An 18,641-nucleotide genomic window follows, 5' to 3' on the forward strand; every position below is an offset into this window, starting at 1 on the left:
GCCTCGCGCTCCTTTGGCCATACAGGATCCAAGCCCGATGCCCCTGCAACTCAGCTTCGGCGAAGCCAGCGCCACCGGCCCGCGCGCGGAGAATCAGGACGCCTTGCGAGTGGTCACTCCGTCGCCCGCGCTGGCAGCCAGCAAGGGCTACCTGTTCGCCCTGGCCGACGGCGTCAGCCAATGCGCCGATGGCGGCCTGGCCGCCCGCGCCACCCTGCAGGCCCTGGCTCTGGACTACTACTCCACCCCGGAAACCTGGGCTGTCGCCCAGTCCCTGGACCGGCTGCTGGTGGCCCACAACCGCTGGCTGCAGGCCAACGGTGGCGGCCAGCCGCTGCTCACCACCCTGACCGCAATGGTGCTGCGCGGCCGCCGCTTCACCCTGGCCCATGTCGGCGACTGCCGCGCCTATCGCTGGGATGGCCGCCAGCTGAGCCGCCTCAGCGAGGACCATGTCTGGGAACAACCCGGCATGCAGCACGTGCTCAAGCGCGCGCTCGGTCTGGACCAGCACCTGGTGGTGGACTACCTCGATGGCGAACTGGCGGAGCGCGAGGGTTTCGTGCTGGTCAGCGATGGCGTCTGGGCCGTGCTCGGTGACCTGGGTATCCAGCGCATCCTCCAGGACGAACGGGACCTCCCCGCCGCCGCCCAGGCCCTGGTCAGCGCCGCGCACCTGGCCGGTGGCCAGGACAACGCCAGCGCCCTGCTGATTCGCGTCGACAACCTGCCCCAGGCGGGCCTGGCCGATACCCTGGCGCAACTCGATCACTGGCCGCTGCCACCGCGCCTGCACGAGGGCCAGGACTTCGAGGGCTGGCAGGTGGACCGGCTTCTCGCCGAATCCCGCCAGTCCCTGGTCTATCGGGTTCGCGACAGCCAGGAGCGCCGCTGGCTGCTGAAGACCCTGCCGGCAAGCCGCCATGACGAGCCCGGTGCCGCCCCGGCCCTGATGCTGGAGGAGTGGTTCCTGCGTCGTGTCGCCGGGCGTCACTTCCCCGAAGTGCATCCCCTGCCCGGGCGCCAGCATCTTTATTACGTGCAGCGCGAATACGCCGGACAGACCCTGGCCGAGCACCTGCGCCTCAGCGGTCCCATGGCGCTCCCGGAGTGGCTGGACATCGCCCCGCGCCTGCTCAAGGCGCTGGGCCAGCTGCACCGCCGCAACATCCTGCACCGCGACGTCAAACCGGAGAACCTGCTTTGGGGCGACGACGGCGAGTTGCGCCTTTTGGATTTCGGCCTCGCCTATTGCCCCGGCCTGTCCCAGGACGAGGCGCACAGCCTGCCGGGCACCCCCAGCTTTATCGCCCCGGAGGCCTTTGCCGGAGCGCCCCCGTCTCCCCAGCAGGACCTCTACGCCGCGGGCGTCACCCTCTACCACCTGCTTACCGGGCACTATCCCTATGGCGAGGTGGAAGCCTTCCAGCATCCACGTTTCGGCGCTCCCACGCCGCCCAGCCGCTACCGCCCCGACCTGCCCGCCTGGCTGGACGAATGCCTGACGCGTGCGGTCGCTGCCGACCCGAACAAGCGCTACGAAACGATGGAGGAGTGGCTGCTGGCCCTGGAACAGGGCGAACGCCGGGCCCTCACCGCCAAACCCCGGCCCTTGCTGGAACGCGAGCCGTTGAAGGTCTGGCGCGGACTGGCCCTGCTGTCGCTGCTGATCAATCTGGTGCTGCTGGTCACTCTTCTGCACGGCTGATGCACCAATTCAGCGCAATTCGCGCCAGGAGGGTGCAGCGCGACCCGGGAGTCATGACCCGGAAGCGCGCAACTCAAGACCTGCAGGGGTTGGCACGGCACCTGCAATAACCCTTTCGACAATCTACAAAAAGCGCCCGCCTCAACGACGAGACGGCACTTTCCCGATCGAACGGGACTTGGACAAAGGCGTCCTGCTGGCAACAGCGGGACGCCTTTTTTGTTTGCTCGACGTTTATGCAGGAGTGTCCTGGCATGAAGACATCCAAGCTGGTGGTGATCGGAAACGGCATGGCCGGAGTGCGAACCCTCGAAGAGCTGCTCAAGCTCGCACCGGAGCACTACCAGATCACGGTGTTCGGCGCCGAACCCCACCCCAACTACAACCGCACCCTGCTCTCGCCGGTGCTGGCGGGCGAACAGTCGTTCGAGGAGATCATCCTCAACGACCTGGCGTGGTACGCGGATAACGGCATCGAACTCCTGTTGGGACGCAAGGTGGTGAAGATCGATCGCCAGCGCCGCCAGGTGGTCGCCGACGACGGCACCTGCGCCGATTACGACCGCCTGGTAATCGCCACCGGCTCCACGCCGAGCCGCCTGTCCATCCCCGGCAATCGCCTGCAAGGCGTGATCGGCTACCGCGATATCGCCGGCGCGCGCGCCATGATTGAAACCGCTCGCTCCCACAGCCACGCCGTGGTGATCGGCGGCGGCCTGCTCGGCCTGGAAGCGGCCAATGGCCTCAAGCAGCGCGGCATGGACGTAACCGTCGTGCACCTGGCCGACTGGCTGCTGGAAAAGCAGCTCGACCAGCCGGCCGGCGACAAGCTGCTGCGCGCCCTGCAGGCCCGAGGCATCCGCTTCCGCCTGGGCACCGCCACCGAAGAGCTGATCGACAATGGCAATGGCCAGGTTTGCGCCGTGCAACTGGCGGGCGGCGAGATCATCACCGCCGACCTGGTGGTGATGGCGGCCGGCATCACGCCCAATACGGAACTCGCCGAACAGGCAGGCCTGCCCTGCAACCACGGCATCCTGGTCGACGACACCCTGCAAACCTACGACCCGCGCATCTACGCCATCGGCGAATGCGCCAACCATCGCGGCATTTCCTACGGACTGGTCGCCCCGCTGATGGAGCAGGCCAAGGTCTGCGCCAATCACCTGGCCATGCTCGGTTTCGCCCGCTACCAGGGCGCGCACATGAGCACCCGACTCAAGATCGCCGGCATCGAGATGTTCTGCGCCGGCGACCTCCCCCACGCCGGTCATGCCGCCGAGGACCACGAGGCGTGCCCCCTGCACGACTGGCAGATAGAACTGGCTTCCAGCGACGTGCTCGCCTGGACCTGAATCAATTGTGGAGCGCGCTGCGCCCGGGAGAATTCCAATGAATGGCAAAGTCTGGCTGGTCGGTGCCGGCCCCGGCGACCCTGAACTCCTCACCCTGAAAGCCGTGAAAGCCTTGAATCAGGCGGATGTGGTGATGATCGACGACCTGGTCAATCCAGCGGTGCTCGAACACGCGCCGGCCGCCCGGGTGGTCCGCGTCGGCAAGCGCGGCGGCTGCCGCTCGACGCCCCAGGAATTCATCCATCGCCTGATGCTGCGCTACGCGCGCCATGGCAAATGCGTGGTGCGGCTGAAAGGTGGCGATCCGTGCATCTTCGGCCGCGGCGGCGAGGAGGCCGAGTGGCTGGCCGAACGCGGCATCGACAGCGAGCTGGTCAATGGCATCACCGCGGGCCTGGCCGGGGCCACCAACTGCGGCATTCCCCTCACCCTGCGCGGCATCAGCCGTGGCGTGACCCTGGTCACCGCGCACACCCAGGACGACAGCAGCCTCAACTGGGGCGCCCTGGCGCAATCGGGCACCACCCTGGTGGTTTACATGGGCGTCGCAAAACTGGCGGATATCCGCGAGGGCCTGTTGGCCGGTGGCATGGCCGGCGCCATGCCCGTGGCGATGATCGAGAACGCTTCCCTGCCCCATCAACGGGAATGCCGCAGCACCCTCGCCCGCATGCAGGCGGACGCCAGGACCTTCGAACTCAAGAGCCCGGCCATCCTGATCATAGGTGAAGTCGCCGCGGCCGAAGCCGTCCTCCCGATGGCGCAAAGCGCCTGAACCTCTCTTCGCTCCTGCGAAGTAGTGCTTGCCCGGCTCTGCCGGGCTTTTTTGGCAGCGGTACACTTTTCTCAAGACAAAGAAAAACCCGGCCGAGGCCGGGTTTTTCCTGCAGCTCAAACCAATTACTTGGCCTGGGCTTCTACTTCGGCTTCTACGCGGCGGTTAACAGCGCGGCCTTCAGCAGTGGCGTTGTCGGCAACCGGGCGGGTTTCGCCGTAGCCAACAGCGTTGACGCGCTCGCCACCAACACCGTACTGGTTGACCAGAACTTCACGAACGGCGTTGGCACGACGCTCGGACAGCTTCTGGTTGTAGGCGTCGGTACCAACGGAGTCGGTGTGACCTTCAACGGTGGTGGTGGTAGCCGGGTACTGGTTCATGAAGTCAGCCAGGTTCTTGATGTCGCCGTAGCTTTCTTCCTTGACCTTGGCCTTGTCGAAGTCGAACTTCACGTCCAGCTCAACGCGTACGACTTCGGCAACAGCCGGGCAGCCATCGGCGTCAACGGTGACGTTGGCCGGGGTGTCCGGGCACTTGTCGACGTTGTCACAAACGCCGTCGTTGTCGCTGTCAGCGCACACTTCAGCAACCGGAGCCGGAGCCGGCTCGGCCTGCTTGGTGGAACCGCCGAAGTTCACGCCGACACCTACGCCAGCCATCCACTCGGCTTCCTGGGCATCCAGGTTGTACATGCCGTCCAGGCTCGCCTTGGCGAAGAAGTTCTCGGTGAAGTAGTACTTCAGACCGGTGCCAACGTTGGCGAAGGTGCTGTGGTCACGGCCGGTACGCGGCGGGATGTTGCTGATGTTCTGATGGGCGAAGCCGGCAGAAACGTAAGGACGCAGGCCGACACCCGGGGTGCCGAAGTGGTAGATGGCGTCCAGCGAGGCCAGGTTGCCCTTGATGTCCTTGTGGCCATCGGTGCCGAAGGAGTCTTCGGAGGTCATGTCGTGGTATTCGCCGTACGACAGGGCCAGGGAAACGTCGTCGGTCAAGTAGTAACCTACCGAGCCGCCGTACAGGTTGCCGTTCTCGAGGTCGCGAGAACTGTCAGTGAAGTAACGCTTACCGAAAGCTTCCACCTCAACTGCGCCCTGGCCCTGAGCCAGCGCGTTCAGCGAAAAGGCGGCAACAAGAGAGCCAACGGCTACGCCTAAGGTGTTTTTCAGTTTCATCCGTAAATCCCCATCTTGGTGGTCAGTAAGTTGTCGGACAATCTCTGGACAACTTGGGCGGCAATTCTAGCAGAACGGGCCGGCCCATAAGAGATAATTTTTCCCGAACTAAGTTTCAGCGAGTCCGGAAAATTTTTCGCGAAGGCGATCAAGCGCACGCTTGTAGCGCATTTTTGTGGCACTCAGGCCCATATGCATAATGTCGGCGATTTCCTGGAACTCAAGCTCTGCGACAAAACGTAGCACCAGAATTTCCCGATCAATGGGGTTGACATGCACGAGCCAACGCTCTAGCCCCCCACGTTCCTCGACCTTGGGAGCTTTCTCGTCCGACGCTTCTTCGAGAGGATCGAGACTCAGCGCATCAAGCAAACGTCGTTTCCGACGCTCTTTCCGATATTGGGTAATGCACTCGTTGTACGTGATGCTATATAGCCATGTCTTGAACTTCGACTTGCCTTCGAAGTTCTTCAAACCATAGAGCACTTTCAGCATCACTTCCTGACAGACATCATCTGCGTCGCGGTCGTTGCCTAAATAGCGGGCACAGACGTTGAACAAGGTGCGTTGATAACGCCGCATCAATTCTTCATAGGCGCGAGTGACATGGAATAGCTCGACATGCGCACGCTCCACGAGCTCTTCATCGGAGAGCTCGCGTGGGTCATAGCGCAAGGAAAGCGATTGGGGCTTGTTCAAAACGGGTCGGGCCGACAGTCAGGTCAAAAGCCGCTGGGGGCGCGGGGTTCGCGCACCCTGTCTGGCGGCATACATTAGCAGGGAAAAGCCGTCGTGTTAGCGGCTGGTTACCCGTTGATCGAGCAAAGTACGATTCGACACCGATACCAGCTCACCTTCCTCGGTGAGCAGCAGGGTTTTCACCGTACCGATTTCCTCGATCTGCCCTTCGACATCGCCAACCTTGACTTGTTGCCCCACTTGATAGAGCTCACGCACATAGATGCCGGCGAGGATCTGCCCGGCGATTTCGCGACTGCCAAGCCCCAGCGCCAGCGCCGCCGCCAGGCCGATGGAAATCAGCACGATGGCAATGACGTTGTTCAGCAGGTCGGTCTTCACCTCCAGCTGGCCGATGGCCACGGAGATGCTGATGATGATGACCAGGCCCTGGGCGATACGGCCCAGCCCATGGGAGTACTCCAGCCCCACGCCTTCGGCCGCGCCGCGCACCAGGCCACTGACCAGTTGCGCCAGCAGCACACCAGCCAGCAGCACCAGCGCCGCACCCAGCACCTTGGGCAGGTAGAGGGCGAGCACATCGAGGGTGGCCGAAACACGGTCCAGCCCCAGGGATTCGGCCGCGGAGACCAGGAAGATCAGCAGCACGAACCAGTAGACGATCTTGCCGATCAAGGTGGAAACCGGCACCTGGATACCGGCGCGGGCGAGCATCTTGGTCAGGCCGGTACCGCCCATCAGGCGATCCAGTCCTACCTTGGCCAGCAGCTTGGACAACAGGGTATCCAGCAGCTTGGCCACCACGAAGCCCAGCAGTACCACCACCAGCGCGCCGAACAGGCGCGGAATGAAGCCCGCCACCGGTGTCCACACCGTGGTCATGGCATTAACGAGTCCTTGGGTCCAGGGGTCGAATTCCATGTTCAATCAGCCTTATCTGCAGAACGGACAGAAGCATTGCGACGCGAAACGGGCGCCAGATGGGGCGAGCCATTGTTAAGGGCGATCATCATCGCCTCGAGCCAGTGGCCCATGAGACTGAACAGATCCCCGGCACCCACCTGACGATTGGCGGTCTTGAGCACCCGGCCCAGCGTCGCGTCGTCGTCGTGGTCGGAATGTGGAGACGCCTTGAGCAGGTCCCGCAGGGATTCTTCGAACGGATCGTGCATGCGCACCTCACGTAGATATGTGGGCTAGACGAGGCTGGAGCGGGCCGGGTCACATCAGAGCCAGCGAAGCCGACGGAACAGCCATAACTGGAACCCCGCGATCCCGAGGATCAGCATGCAGGTCAGGAGGAAGCCATAAGGCGTCTCGTCCCCGGGGATACCGCGCACGTTCATGCCCAGCAGGCCGGTGATGAAACTCAGCGGCAGGAAGAAACCCGTCGTGATGCCGAGCAGGTACATGGTGCGACTGGTGCGCTCGCCCTGGCGGCGGCTCTCGCTTTCCAGCACCAGGCCAATGCGCTCTCGAATCAGCTCCAGCTCTTCCAGGTAACGCGTCAGGCGGTTGTTCAGTTCGTTCCAGTAATCGCTGTCGTCTGCGACGAACCAGGGCATCCGGCTGCGCGCCAGCTGCCCGTAGATGTCCCGCTGGGGCGCGAGGAAGCGCTTGAGTCCAGCCGCCCGTCGACGGATCTGCAACATCAGGTCGTGGTCCGGGCGGAAACGCTCGTTGTTGTCGAGGTGCTCTTCCTGCTCGTCGACCTGATCCGACAACTCGGCCACCAGCGAATCGATCTTGTCCGTCAGGTGTTCGGCCAAGTACAGGAGCACCTCGGACGCCACCTTCGGACCGGTGCCGCTGGCCCACTGTTCGATCAGCTCATCGGTGGCGCGCAGTGGGCGCAGGCGCAGGGAAAGCACACGCTGCGACGAAGCGAAGATGCGCACCGAAACCATATCCTCCGGCACCGCCCCGGGATTCAGGTTCACCCCACGAAGGAACAGCAGAAGCTCGTCACCGGGCTGCGCCAGCATGCGTGGACGCGTGCTTTCTTCCAGTAGCAGGTCGCAGGTGAACTCGGACAGCCCGCTCTGCTCCCGCAGCCAGCGCCGCGCCAACGGGTGGCTGCGATCCCAGTGCAGCCAGAGGCTCTGCTCCGGCCTCAACTGCAGATCGTCCAGCGCCTCGCGGGAGATCGGTTCGGCGCCGCCCTGCCCGTCCAGCACGAAGGCATACACCAATCCCCACTGGGCGTTCTGTTCCTCGAACATTCAGTCTCCTTGGCAGAAAAAACCCGGCTTTCGCCGGGTTTTCCAGGTCAGGCCGGCATTTCCAGGGGCTTTGGCGAAACGATGATGCCGTTGTTGTCGGCATAGACGAACTCGCCGGGGCGGAAGGTGACGCCGCCGAAGGTGACGGCCACGTTCAGGTCGCCGATGCCGCGCTTGTCGGTCTTCATCGGGTGGCTGGCCAGCGCCTGGACACCCAGGTCGGTCTGGGCGATCACGTCGACGTCGCGGATGCAGCCGTAGACCACGATGCCTTCCCAACCGTTCTTCGCGGCCTTCTCGGCCAGCATGTCGCCCAGCAAGGCCCGGCGCAGGGACCCGCCGCCATCCACGACCAGCACCTTGCCCTTGCCCGGCAGGTCGACCTGCTCCTTGACCAGGGAGTTGTCCTCGAAGCACTTGATGGTGACGATCTCACCGCCGAAGGAGTCGCGGCCGCCAAAGTTGCTGAACATCGGCTCGACCACCTGGACCAGGTCCGGATAGGCATCGCACAGATCAGGGGTAACGTATTGCATGGACATCTCCTTGATAGCAGTTACAGATCGAGACCGATGCGGTCGCCGTGAAAAGCCAGCGGCAGGCGCTGCAACGGAGGGCAGGACGCATTGAGCGGACGGCCATTGGTCAAGTCAAAGGCAATGCCGTGCCTGGAACAACGCCCCTGCTCGGGCGAGTCGGCGTGCAGCCCCCGGCGTGGGCAGCGATTTTCCATGAGGATCGACCGCTGATCAACGACGATCCGCAATAAATACCGCCCTTTCTCCTGAAAGGCACTGCGATGACCGCCCTCCAGGTCGAACCGCCGTTCCAGCGCTACGAACATGAAGCCTCCAGCGCGCCGCGATTCCCGCCATCTTTAGCACAGCCTCCCGCCTCCCGAAACCGGAAAACGCCAGCGGGCAGCGGGCTAGAGCGCCAGGGCCCCGGCCGCTCGCAGCGTCCCCGGCAAGGCCTGGTGCTTCAGCCAATGGGCCACCAAGGGCCAGACTTCACGCTCGGCGGCCTTGCTCACCAGCATTTCGATGTGACCGAAGTCATCACTGAACCCTTCATCCTTTGCCAGTTTCAGGAAGTGACGGCAGTCCTCGGGCACCTGCTCCACCAGCTTCCGGCAGGCCCAGACCGGGTCCTGCAGGTCGCCTGCGGCAGCTACCGCCAGTACAGGCACATGCACCTCCGCCAGGCCGGCCCACCAGTCCCGCTCGGCATCGCCAAAGCGCCCGAACAGGCCATGCCAGCGCATGCTCTCCAGAGCGAGGCCGATCGGCTCGTCTTCCGGCCCGCGCTTCAGCCACGGCCCGGAAAGCACATCGAAGCGTTTGAGCAGCATGCGGCCACCCCACTCCACCGGTGGCATCTTCAGCAGCCAGTAGACACGGCTGATCTGGCTCCCGAAGAGCGCAGCGGATGCGACGTCCTCCTGGCCCAGGTAATGACCGCCCAAGGCCGCGGCCAGGGTCGTGCCGCCCAGGGAATGACCGACCCAGTGCGGCGCCTGACCGGCCTGTTCGCGAACGAAGGCCGAGATGGCCGGCAAGTCATACCGCGCGTAATCCGCCACCCGGTTGCGGCGATAGTGCTGGTTGCGCGGCGACAGACCGTGCCCACGCATCTCCGCGATCCACACATCGAAGCCGGCACGCGTCAGGTGTGGCCCGAGCCCCAGTCCCTTGGGCGAGTACCAGAAACGGCGATTGGAAAAGCTGCCGTGCACGAGGATCACCGGCACGCCACGGGCGTCTTCGTGGCCGAAGCGGCCAAGGCGGGTGAGGACCAGTTCGACGCTGGGGTCAGGGCTATTGCCGGGTTTCAGGCGATAGACGTCTTCGGTCAGGTCGCCACGGAGTTCCGCGCCGATCAGCGCCACGGGAAAGAGTTCGCTACTGCTTTGCATGAGTGCTGCACAAAAACGGTTTATTGCACTTTCCCCGGGAAGGCGGCCTTGTTTTTCAGGAAGAAGCAGGCTGAGCCCCGTACCCCGGATGAAGTCCGGGGTACGTCCCTCCGCCGCTCCCGGATTTCATCCGGTCTACGATTTACTGCAAATCACCAGACCTTTCGCGCACGCAAAAAAAGGGCGGGTTCTAAACCCGCCCTTTTCATTCTGGCTTACGAAGGATCAGGCCTGACCTTCCGCAAGGAAGAACCAGGTGTCCAGTACGGAGTCGGGGTTCAGCGAGACGCTTTCGATGCCCTGCTCCATCAGCCACTTGGCCAGGTCCGGGTGGTCGGACGGGCCCTGGCCGCAGATGCCGATGTACTTGCCAGCCTTGTTGCAGGCGGCAATGGCATTGGCCAGCAGCTTCTTCACGGCCGGGTTACGCTCGTCGAACAGGTGAGCGACGATGCCGGAGTCGCGGTCCAGACCCAGGGTCAGCTGAGTGAGGTCGTTGGAGCCGATGGAGAAGCCATCGAAGAACTCCAGGAACTCCTCGGCCAGCAGGGCGTTGGACGGCAGCTCGCACATCATGATGACCTTCAGGCCATTCTCGCCGCGCTTCAGGCCGTTGCTGGCCAGCAGCTCGACCACCTGGCTCGCTTCGCCCAGGGTACGCACGAAGGGAACCATGATCTCGACGTTGGTCAGTCCCATCTCGTTGCGCACTTTCTTCAGCGCACGGCATTCCAGTTCGAAGCAGTCACGGAAGGACTCGCTGATGTAGCGGGAAGCGCCACGGAAGCCGAGCATCGGGTTCTCTTCTTCCGGCTCATAGAGCTTGCCGCCGATCAGGTTGGCGTATTCGTTGGACTTGAAGTCCGACAGGCGCACGATGACTTTCTTCGGCCAGAAGGCCGCCGCCAGGGTGCTGATGCCTTCCACCAGCTTCTCGACATAGAAGCCGACCGGATCGTCGTAACCGGCGATGCGCTTCTCGACGCTTTCCTTGATCTCCGCCGGCAGGCTGGCGAAGTTCAGCAAGGCCTTCGGGTGAACGCCGATCATGCGGTTGATGATGAATTCCAGACGGGCCAGGCCCACGCCCTCGTTGGGCAGCTGGGCGAAGTCGAAGGCGCGATCCGGGTTGCCGACGTTCATCATGATCTTGAACGGCAGCTCGGGCATGGCATCGACCGAGTTGGTGCGGATATCGAAGCCCAGCTGGCCTTCGAAGATGAAACCGGTGTCGCCTTCGGCGCAGGAAACGGTCACACCCTGGCCGTCCTGCAGCACCTGGGTGGCGTTGCCGCAACCCACGACTGCCGGGATACCCAGCTCACGGGCGATGATCGCCGCGTGGCAGGTACGGCCGCCGCGGTTGGTGACGATGGCGCTGGCGCGCTTCATCACGGGTTCCCAGTCCGGGTCGGTCATGTCGGAGACCAGCACGTCGCCCGGCTGGACCTTGTCCATCTCGGATACGTCGTGGATCACGCGAACGCTGCCGGCGCCAATGCGCTGGCCGATGGCACGGCCTTCCACCAGGACCTTGCCCTTTTCCTTCAGCAGGTAGCGTTCCATCACGGTGGCGCTGGCACGGCTCTTAACGGTTTCCGGACGGGCCTGCACGATGTACAGCTTGCCGTCGTCACCATCCTTGGCCCACTCGATATCCATCGGGCGGCCGTAGTGTTTCTCGATGATCAGCGCCTGCTTGGCCAGTTCGGCCACTTCGGCGTCGGAGAGGGCGAAGCGGGCACGGTCGGCGCGATCCACGTCGACGGTCTTCACCGACTTGCCGGCCTTGGCTTCGTCGCCGTAGACCATCTTGATCGCCTTGCTGCCCAGGTTGCGGCGCAGGATGGCGGGGCGACCGGCTTCCAGGGTTGCCTTGTGCACGTAGAACTCGTCGGGGTTCACAGCGCCCTGCACGACGGTTTCGCCGAGGCCGTAAGCGGCGGTGATGAAGACCACGTCACGGAAGCCGGATTCGGTGTCCAGGGTGAACATCACGCCGGCGGTGCCGGTTTCCGAACGGACCATGCGCTGCACGCCGGCGGACAGGGCGACCAGCTTGTGATCGAAGCCCTGGTGCACGCGGTAAGCGATGGCGCGGTCGTTGAACAGGGAGGCGAATACCTCCTTGGCAGCGCGGATCACATTGTCCACGCCACGGATATTCAGGAAGGTTTCCTGCTGGCCGGCGAAGGACGCGTCGGGCAGGTCTTCGGCGGTAGCGGAGGAACGCACGGCCACGGCCAGGTTGTCGTTGCCCTTGGCCAGTTCGGCAAAGGCGGCGCGAATTTCGGCATCCAGGCGCGGGGGGAACTCGGCGTCCATCACCCACTGGCGGATTTCGGCGCCGGTCTTGGCCAGGGCGTTGACGTCATCCACATCGAGCTTGTCGAGGGCGGCGTGGATGCGATCGTTCAGGCCACTCTGCTCGAGGAAGTCACGGTAGGCCTGGGCGGTAGTGGCAAAACCACCAGGAACGGAAACGCCAGCGCCAGCCAGATTGCTGATCATCTCGCCCAGGGATGCGTTCTTGCCCCCCACATGCTCAACATCATGGACGCCGAGCTTATCGAGGGAAACTACGTACTCTACCAAGGTGATCTCTCCACTAATTATTGGAAAAGCTCATGCGGAACCACTCCGCAGCGTTCTGGCTTTGGTCCAGAAAAATACGTCACAATGCCGACCGGCTCGGGCCTGGCGAAAAACGCGGCCTATCATAGCCAAGAATCGTTCCTGACTTAAGGCCTTTGGCGCAAATGAAACGAACCGCTTTCTTCATCTCCGATGGCACCGGCATCACTGCGGAAACCCTTGGCCAGAGCCTCCTGGCGCAGTTCGAAACCATCGCCTTCCACAAACTCACGCGCCCCTATATAGACAGCGTCGAGAAAGCGCGCGCCATGGTACAGCAAATCAACAAGGCTGCGGAGGCGGACGGCGCCCGCCCGATCATCTTCGACACCATCGTGAACCAGGAAATCCGTGACATCCTGGCCACTTCCGATGGCTTCATGATCGACATCTTCTCCACATTCCTTTCTCCGTTGGAACAGGAACTGACCTCGCACTCTTCCTATTCCGTCGGCAAATCCCACTCCATCGCCCACCACTCCAACTACATGGAGCGGATCGAGGCGGTCAACTTCGCCCTCGACAACGACGACGGCGCCCGCACTCACTACTACGACAAGGCCGACCTGATCCTGGTGGGCGTGTCCCGCTGCGGCAAGACGCCGACCTGCCTGTATATGGCAATGCAATATGGCATTCGTGCGGCGAATTATCCGTTGACCGAGGAAGACATGGAGCGGCTGCAACTTCCCGCCGCCCTCAAGAAGTACAAGGACAAGCTGTTCGGCCTGACCATCGACCCCGATCGCCTCACCGCCATCCGCAACGAGCGCAAGCCCAACAGCCGTTACGCGAGCTTCGCCCAGTGCGAGTTCGAAGTCCGCGAGGTGGAAAACCTGTTCCGTCGCGAAAACATCAACTACATCAACTCCACCCATTTCTCGGTGGAGGAAATTTCCGCCAAGATCCTGGTGGAAAAAGGCGTCGAGCGCCGGCTCAAGTAAGCCGGACGCTCAGAGAGAAAGCCCGCCTCGCGGGCTTTTTCATGCCCGGGAATCGGCGACCCGAAAGATCGTCGAGCGCAGGCAGTTGCCGTACGTCACCTAGAAGGCGTCGCCCGGCACCCTCACCCAACCCTCCATCAGCACGCGAGCGCTGCGGCTCATGATGGCCTTGGTGACCGTCCATTCGCCGTCCACCTGCTTCGCCTCCGCGCCCACGCGCAGGGTGCCGGAGGGATGACCGAAACGCACGGCGCTACGCTCGCCACCACCGGCGGCGAGGTTCACCAGGGTGCCCGGAACGGCCGCGGCGGTGCCGATAGCCACGGCAGCGGTGCCCATCATCGCGTGGTGCAGCTTGCCCATGGACAGCGCGCGCACCAGCAGGTCGATTTCACCGGCCTGTACTTCCTTGCCGCTGGAGGTGCGGTAGTTCTTCGCCGGCGCGACGAAAGCGATCTTCGGCGTGTGTTGGCGGGTCGCGGCTTCTTCGGGAGTCTTGATCAGGCCCATGCGCAGCGCGCCGGCGACACGGATCTTCTCGAAACGCGCCAGTTGCTCCGGATCGCCGTTGATGGCTTCACGCAGCTCGGCGCCGGTGTAGCCGATATCCTCGGCATTGACGAACACGGTGGAGATGCCGGCGCTGATCATGGTCGCCTTGAAGGTGCCGACGCCGGGCACTTCCAGGTCATCCACCAGGTTGCCAGTGGGGAACATCGAGCCCCCCTCCTCCCCGTCATCGGACGGATCGAGGAACTCCAGCACGATTTCCGCGGCCGGGAAGGTCACGCCGTCAAGCTCGAAATCGCCGGTTTCCTGCACCTGGCCGTTGGTGACCGGTACGTGGGCGATGATGGTTTTCTGGATATTGGCCTGCCAGATACGCACCACGCAGGTGCCGTTCTGCGGAATGCGCGAAGGATCGACCAGGCCGGCGTGGATGGCGAAGGCTCCGGCGGCGGTAGAGAGGTTGCCGCAGTTGCCGCTCCAGTCGACGAAGGCCTTGTCGATGGAGATCTGCCCGTAGAGGTAATCCACGTCGTGGCCGGGCTGGCTGCTCCTGGACAGGATCACGCACTTGCTGGTGCTGGAAGTGGCGCCGCCCATGCCGTCGATATGCGCGGAATACGGGTCGGGACTGCCGATCACACGCATGAACAGCTTGTCGCGTGCTTCGCCGGGCACCTGGCAGCGCTCGGGCAGGTCTTGCAGGCGGAAGAACACGCCCTTGCTGGTACCACCACGGATATAGGTGGCGGGAATTCTGACTTGGGGAACGTGGGCCATGAATAATGTCCTGAAAGGCTTTGAATGCCCTTCTCCCCCGGGGAGAAGGTGCCCAAAGGGCGGATGAGGGAAGGCAAGCGCCATCCCTCATCCCGACCCTCTCCCGGAGGGAGAGGGGGCTGTCGCGTGCCTCAGCCGACAGCTTTTTCCGCCGAGGCTTCGAGGAAGTCCTGGGCGAAGCGCTGCAGCACGCCGCCAGCCTCGTAGATGGACACCTCTTCAGCGGTATCCAGGCGGCAGGTCACCGGAACCTTGATGGCTTCGCCGTTGGTACGGCGGATCACCAGGGTGAGGTCGGCGCGCGGCTTGCGCTCGCCGATCACGTCGAAGGTCTCGGTGCCGTCGATGCCGAGGGTCTTGCGGGTAGTACCCGGCTTGAACTCCAGCGGCAGCACCCCCATGCCGATCAGGTTGGTGCGGTGGATGCGCTCGAAGCCCTCGGCTACGATGGCCTCGACACCCGCCAGGCGCACGCCCTTGGCCGCCCAGTCACGGGACGAGCCCTGGCCGTAGTCGGCACCGGCGATGATGATCAGCGGCTGCTTGCGATCCATGTAGGTCTCGATGGCTTCCCACATGCGCATCACCTTGCCGTCCGGCTCGACGCGGGCCAGGGAACCCTTCTTCACCTCGCCGTCCACCACCGCCATCTCGTTCACCAGCTGCGGGTTGGCGAAGGTGGCGCGCTGGGCGGTCAGGTGATCGCCGCGGTGGGTCGCGTAGGAGTTGAAGTCCTCCTCCGGCAGGCCCATTTTCGCCAGGTATTCGCCAGCCGCCGAGTCCGCCAGGATGGCATTGGACGGCGACAGGTGGTCGGTGGTGATGTTGTCCGGCAGCACCGCCAGCGGACGCATGCCCTTGAGGGTGCGCTCGCCGGCCAGGGCGCCTTCCCAGTACGGCGGACGGCGGATGTAGGTGGACATCGGGCGCCAGTCGTACAGCGGGCTCTCGGCTTCCTTCACCGTCCCCAGGTCGAACATCGGGATGTAGATCTGCTTGAACTGCTCGGGCTTCACCGAGGCGGCGACAATGGCGTCGATCTCCTCGTCGCTCGGCCACAGGTCCTTCAGGGTAATGGGATTGCCCGCCTGGTCGTGACCCAGTACGTCCTGCTCGATGTCGAAGCGCACGGTACCGGCGATGGCGTAAGCCACCACCAGCGGCGGCGAGGCGAGGAAGGCCTGCTTGGCGTAGGGATGGATACGGCCGTCGAAGTTGCGGTTGCCCGACAGCACGGCGGTGGCGTAGAGGTCGCGGTCGATGATTTCCTGTTGGATCGCCGGGTCCAGCGCGCCGGACATGCCGTTACAGGTGGTGCAGGCATAGGCGACGATGCCGAAGCCGAGCTTCTCCAGCTCCGGCAGCAGGCCAGCTTCTTCCAGGTACAGCTTGGCGACCTTCGAGCCCGGCGCGAAGGAAGTCTTCACCCAGGGCTTGCGCACCAGGCCCAGCTCGTTGGCCTTCTTCGCCAGCAGGCCGGCGGCCACGACGTTGCGCGGGTTGGAGGTGTTGGTGCAGCTGGTGATGGCGGCGATGATCACCGCGCCATCCGGCATCAGGCCGTTGGCTTCCTCGGCCTTGCCCGCTTCGAGCTTGGCCTCGTCGGCGATGCCGCGTTCGGCCAGCGCGGAAGTCGGCAGGCGGCGATGGGGGTTGGACGGGCCCGCCATGTTGCGTGCCACGGTGGACAGGTCGAACTGCAGCACCCGCTCGTATTCGGCGGTGGCCAGGGCGTCGCCCCACAGACCGGTGGTCTTGGCGTAGTTCTCCACCAACGCCACCTGCTCCGGCTCGCGACCGGTGAGCTTGAGGTACTCGATGGTCTGCTGGTCGATGTAGAACATCGCCGCAGTGGCACCGTATTCCGGGCACATATTGGAAATGGTGGCGCGGTCGCCGATGGACAGGCTGTCGGCCCCTTCGCCGAAGAACTCGACATAGGCACCCACCACCCGCTCCTTGCGCAGGAATTCGGTGAGGGCGAGGACGATATCGGTGGCGGTGATGCCGGGCTGGCGCTTGCCGGTCAGCTTGACGCCGACGATGTCGGGCAGGCGCATCATCGAAGCGCGGCCGAGCATCACGGTTTCGGCTTCCAGGCCACCGACGCCGACGGCGATCACACCCAGGGCGTCCACGTGCGGCGTGTGGCTGTCGGTGCCGACGCAGGTGTCCGGGAAGGCAACGCCGTCGCGCGCCTGGATCACCGGGCTCATTTTCTCCAGGTTGATCTGGTGCATGATGCCGTTGCCGGCGGGGATCACGTCGACGTTCTTGAACGCGGTCTTGGTCCACTCGATGAAGTGGAAGCGGTCCTCGTTGCGGCGCTCTTCGACAGCACGGTTCTTCTCGAACGCCTGCGGGTCGTAACCACCATATTCGACGGCCAGGGAGTGGTCGACGATCAGCTGGGTCGGCACCACCGGGTTGACCTTGGACGGGTCACCGCCCTGCTCGGCGATGGCATCGCGCAGGCCGGCCAGGTCCACCAGCGCGGTCTGGCCGAGGATGTCGTGGCAGACCACGCGGGCCGGGTACCAGGGGAAGTCCAGGTCACGCTTGCGCTCGATCAGCTGCTTGAGCGAATCGGTCAGCATGGCCGGATCGCAGCGGCGCACCAGCTGTTCGGCCAGCACGCGGGAGGTGTACGGCAGCTTGGCGTAGGCGCCCGGGGCGATGGCATCCACCGCCTCGCGGGTGTCGAAGTAGTCGAGCGCCGTGCCCGGCAGGCTCTTGCGGTATTGGCTATTCATGCTGCTCATGATCAGGGACGGTCCTTCAGGGGCACGAACTTCAGATCTTCCGGGCCGACGTAGTTGGCGCTCGGGCGGATGATCTTGCCGTCGATGCGTTGCTCGATGACGTGGGCGGACCAGCCGGAGGTGCGGGCGATCACAAACAGCGGGGTGAACATGGCGGTGGGCACGCCCATCATGTGGTAGCTGACGGCGCTGAACCAGTCGAGGTTGGGGAACATCTTCTTGATTTCCCACATGGTCGACTCAAGGCGCTCGGCGATGTCGAACATCTTGGTGTTCTTCTGCTCGAGGGAGAGCTCGCGAGCCACCTCCTTGATCACCTTGTTGCGCGGATCGGACACGGTGTAGACCGGGTGGCCGAAGCCGATCACCACTTCCTTCTTCTCGACGCGGGCACGGATGTCGGCTTCCGCTTCGTCCGGATTGTCGTAGCGTTTCTGGATCTCGAAGGCCACCTCGTTGGCACCGCCATGCTTCGGACCACGCAGCGCGCCGATGGCGCCGGTGATGCAGGAGTACATGTCGGAGCCGGTGCCGGCGATCACGCGGGAGGTGAAAGTCGACGCGTTGAATTCGTGCTCGGCGTACAGGATCAGCGAGGTGTGCATGGCGCGGACCCAGGAGTCACGCGGCTTCTCGCCGTGCAGCAGGTGCAGGAAGTGACCGCCGATGGAATCGTCGTCGGTCTCGACGTCGATGCGCTTGCCGTTGTGGCTGAAGTGGTACCAGTAGAGCAGCGCGGAGCCGAGGGAAGCCATCAGCTTGTCGGCGATGTCGCGGGCGCCCGGATGGTTGTGGTCATCCTTCTCCGGGGACAGGCAGCCCAGCACGGAAACGGCGGTGCGCATCACGTCCATCGGGTGGGCGGACGGCGGCAGTTGCTCCAGGGCGGCCTTGACGCCGGCCGGCAAGCCGCGCAGGGCCTTCAGCTTGGCCTTGTAGCCGGCCAGTTCGGCGACGTTCGGCAGCTTGCCGTGCACCAGCAGGTGGGCGACTTCCTCGAATTCGCAGGAGGTGGCGAAGTCGAGAATGTCATAGCCGCGGTAATGCAGGTCGTTACCGGTACGGCCAACGGTGCACAGGGCGGTGTTGCCGGCGGCGGTGCCACTCAGGGCCACGGACTTCTTCGGTTTGAAGGCGGTGGTGTTTTCGGTAGCGCTCATCG

15 protein-coding genes and 1 pseudogene are annotated in these 18,641 nt (G+C 63.9%); 4 read left to right on the plus strand and 12 right to left on the minus strand.

Annotated elements, in window-relative coordinates:
• Nucleotides 1–37 precede the first annotated feature (37 nt).
• The 3 genes and pseudogenes from ACFW0B_RS13775 (at nucleotide 38) to cobA (ending at nucleotide 3,838) form a co-directional block, all read left to right on the plus strand.
• On the plus strand, nucleotides 38–1,708 hold the full coding sequence (locus tag ACFW0B_RS13775; protein ID WP_449149005.1) for a protein kinase domain-containing protein: 1,671 nt from the start codon (nucleotides 38–40) through the stop codon (nucleotides 1,706–1,708).
• Between the two features lie 254 nt (nucleotides 1,709–1,962).
• A pseudogene (locus tag ACFW0B_RS13780) lies at nucleotides 1,963–2,964 on the plus strand (NAD(P)/FAD-dependent oxidoreductase); the annotation flags it as partial.
• Between the two features lie 136 nt (nucleotides 2,965–3,100).
• Nucleotides 3,101–3,838 (plus strand): uroporphyrinogen-III C-methyltransferase, encoded by a 738-nt coding sequence (gene cobA, locus ACFW0B_RS13785; protein WP_449149007.1) that lies wholly within the window; start codon nucleotides 3,101–3,103, stop codon nucleotides 3,836–3,838.
• Nucleotides 3,839–3,963: 125 nt separating this feature from the next.
• Here the strand turns inward: cobA and ACFW0B_RS13790 are convergent, their stop codons facing one another.
• From ACFW0B_RS13790 to ppsA, 9 genes are all read right to left on the minus strand, one after another.
• Complete coding sequence (locus tag ACFW0B_RS13790; protein WP_449149009.1) at nucleotides 3,964–5,016, minus strand: OmpA family protein; 1,053 nt, start codon at nucleotides 5,014–5,016, stop codon at nucleotides 3,964–3,966.
• Nucleotides 5,017–5,124: 108 nt separating this feature from the next.
• The gene (gene sigX, locus ACFW0B_RS13795) at nucleotides 5,125–5,715 is read right to left on the minus strand and encodes an RNA polymerase sigma factor SigX (RefSeq protein WP_083245941.1); all 591 of its coding nucleotides are present in this window, start codon (nucleotides 5,713–5,715) and stop codon (nucleotides 5,125–5,127) included.
• 96 nt (nucleotides 5,716–5,811) lie between these two features.
• A complete protein-coding gene (locus ACFW0B_RS13800; RefSeq protein ID WP_449149012.1) occupies nucleotides 5,812–6,636 on the minus strand; it encodes a mechanosensitive ion channel family protein in 825 nt (274 codons plus the stop codon).
• 2 nt (nucleotides 6,637–6,638) lie between these two features.
• Complete coding sequence (locus ACFW0B_RS13805) at nucleotides 6,639–6,893, minus strand: CrfX protein (RefSeq protein ID WP_178119356.1); 255 nt, start codon at nucleotides 6,891–6,893, stop codon at nucleotides 6,639–6,641.
• A 48-nt stretch (nucleotides 6,894–6,941) separates the two neighbouring features.
• Nucleotides 6,942–7,937 carry a zinc transporter ZntB gene (locus tag ACFW0B_RS13810; protein ID WP_449149014.1) on the minus strand — a complete coding sequence of 332 codons (996 nt, stop codon included), beginning with the start codon at nucleotides 7,935–7,937 and terminating at the stop codon, nucleotides 6,942–6,944.
• A 47-nt stretch (nucleotides 7,938–7,984) separates the two neighbouring features.
• On the minus strand, nucleotides 7,985–8,473 hold the full coding sequence (gene rraA / locus ACFW0B_RS13815) for a ribonuclease E activity regulator RraA (RefSeq protein ID WP_449149016.1): 489 nt from the start codon (nucleotides 8,471–8,473) through the stop codon (nucleotides 7,985–7,987).
• A 20-nt stretch (nucleotides 8,474–8,493) separates the two neighbouring features.
• Complete coding sequence (locus tag ACFW0B_RS13820; RefSeq protein WP_449149018.1) at nucleotides 8,494–8,781, minus strand: Rieske (2Fe-2S) protein; 288 nt, start codon at nucleotides 8,779–8,781, stop codon at nucleotides 8,494–8,496.
• Between the two features lie 84 nt (nucleotides 8,782–8,865).
• The gene (locus ACFW0B_RS13825) at nucleotides 8,866–9,852 is read right to left on the minus strand and encodes an alpha/beta fold hydrolase (protein ID WP_449149020.1); all 987 of its coding nucleotides are present in this window, start codon (nucleotides 9,850–9,852) and stop codon (nucleotides 8,866–8,868) included.
• A gap of 225 nt (nucleotides 9,853–10,077) precedes the next feature.
• On the minus strand, nucleotides 10,078–12,447 hold the full coding sequence (ppsA, locus tag ACFW0B_RS13830) for a phosphoenolpyruvate synthase (RefSeq protein ID WP_449149022.1): 2,370 nt from the start codon (nucleotides 12,445–12,447) through the stop codon (nucleotides 10,078–10,080).
• A 164-nt stretch (nucleotides 12,448–12,611) separates the two neighbouring features.
• Here ppsA and ppsR point away from each other — a divergent pair, with 164 nt between their 5' ends.
• The gene (gene ppsR, locus ACFW0B_RS13835; RefSeq protein ID WP_449149024.1) at nucleotides 12,612–13,430 is read left to right on the plus strand and encodes a posphoenolpyruvate synthetase regulatory kinase/phosphorylase PpsR; all 819 of its coding nucleotides are present in this window, start codon (nucleotides 12,612–12,614) and stop codon (nucleotides 13,428–13,430) included.
• Nucleotides 13,431–13,529: 99 nt separating this feature from the next.
• Here ppsR and prpF read toward each other — a convergent pair whose 3' ends face one another.
• The 3 genes from prpF to prpC all read right to left on the minus strand — a co-directional run bounded on the left by prpF (nucleotide 13,530) and on the right by prpC (nucleotide 18,639).
• Nucleotides 13,530–14,717, minus strand: coding sequence for a 2-methylaconitate cis-trans isomerase PrpF (gene prpF / locus ACFW0B_RS13840; RefSeq protein WP_449149026.1), 1,188 nt, complete (start codon nucleotides 14,715–14,717; stop codon nucleotides 13,530–13,532).
• A gap of 131 nt (nucleotides 14,718–14,848) precedes the next feature.
• Complete coding sequence (gene acnD, locus ACFW0B_RS13845; RefSeq protein ID WP_449149130.1) at nucleotides 14,849–17,470, minus strand: Fe/S-dependent 2-methylisocitrate dehydratase AcnD; 2,622 nt, start codon at nucleotides 17,468–17,470, stop codon at nucleotides 14,849–14,851.
• Between the two features lie 11 nt (nucleotides 17,471–17,481).
• Nucleotides 17,482–18,639: a bifunctional 2-methylcitrate synthase/citrate synthase gene (prpC, locus tag ACFW0B_RS13850; RefSeq protein ID WP_449149028.1), complete on the minus strand. Its 1,158-nt coding sequence runs from the start codon at nucleotides 18,637–18,639 to the stop codon at nucleotides 17,482–17,484.
• Nucleotides 18,640–18,641 lie beyond the last annotated feature (2 nt).

The sequence above is a fragment of the Metapseudomonas phytobenefica genome (assembly GCF_043392685.1).
GTDB lineage: Bacteria > Pseudomonadota > Gammaproteobacteria > Pseudomonadales > Pseudomonadaceae > Metapseudomonas.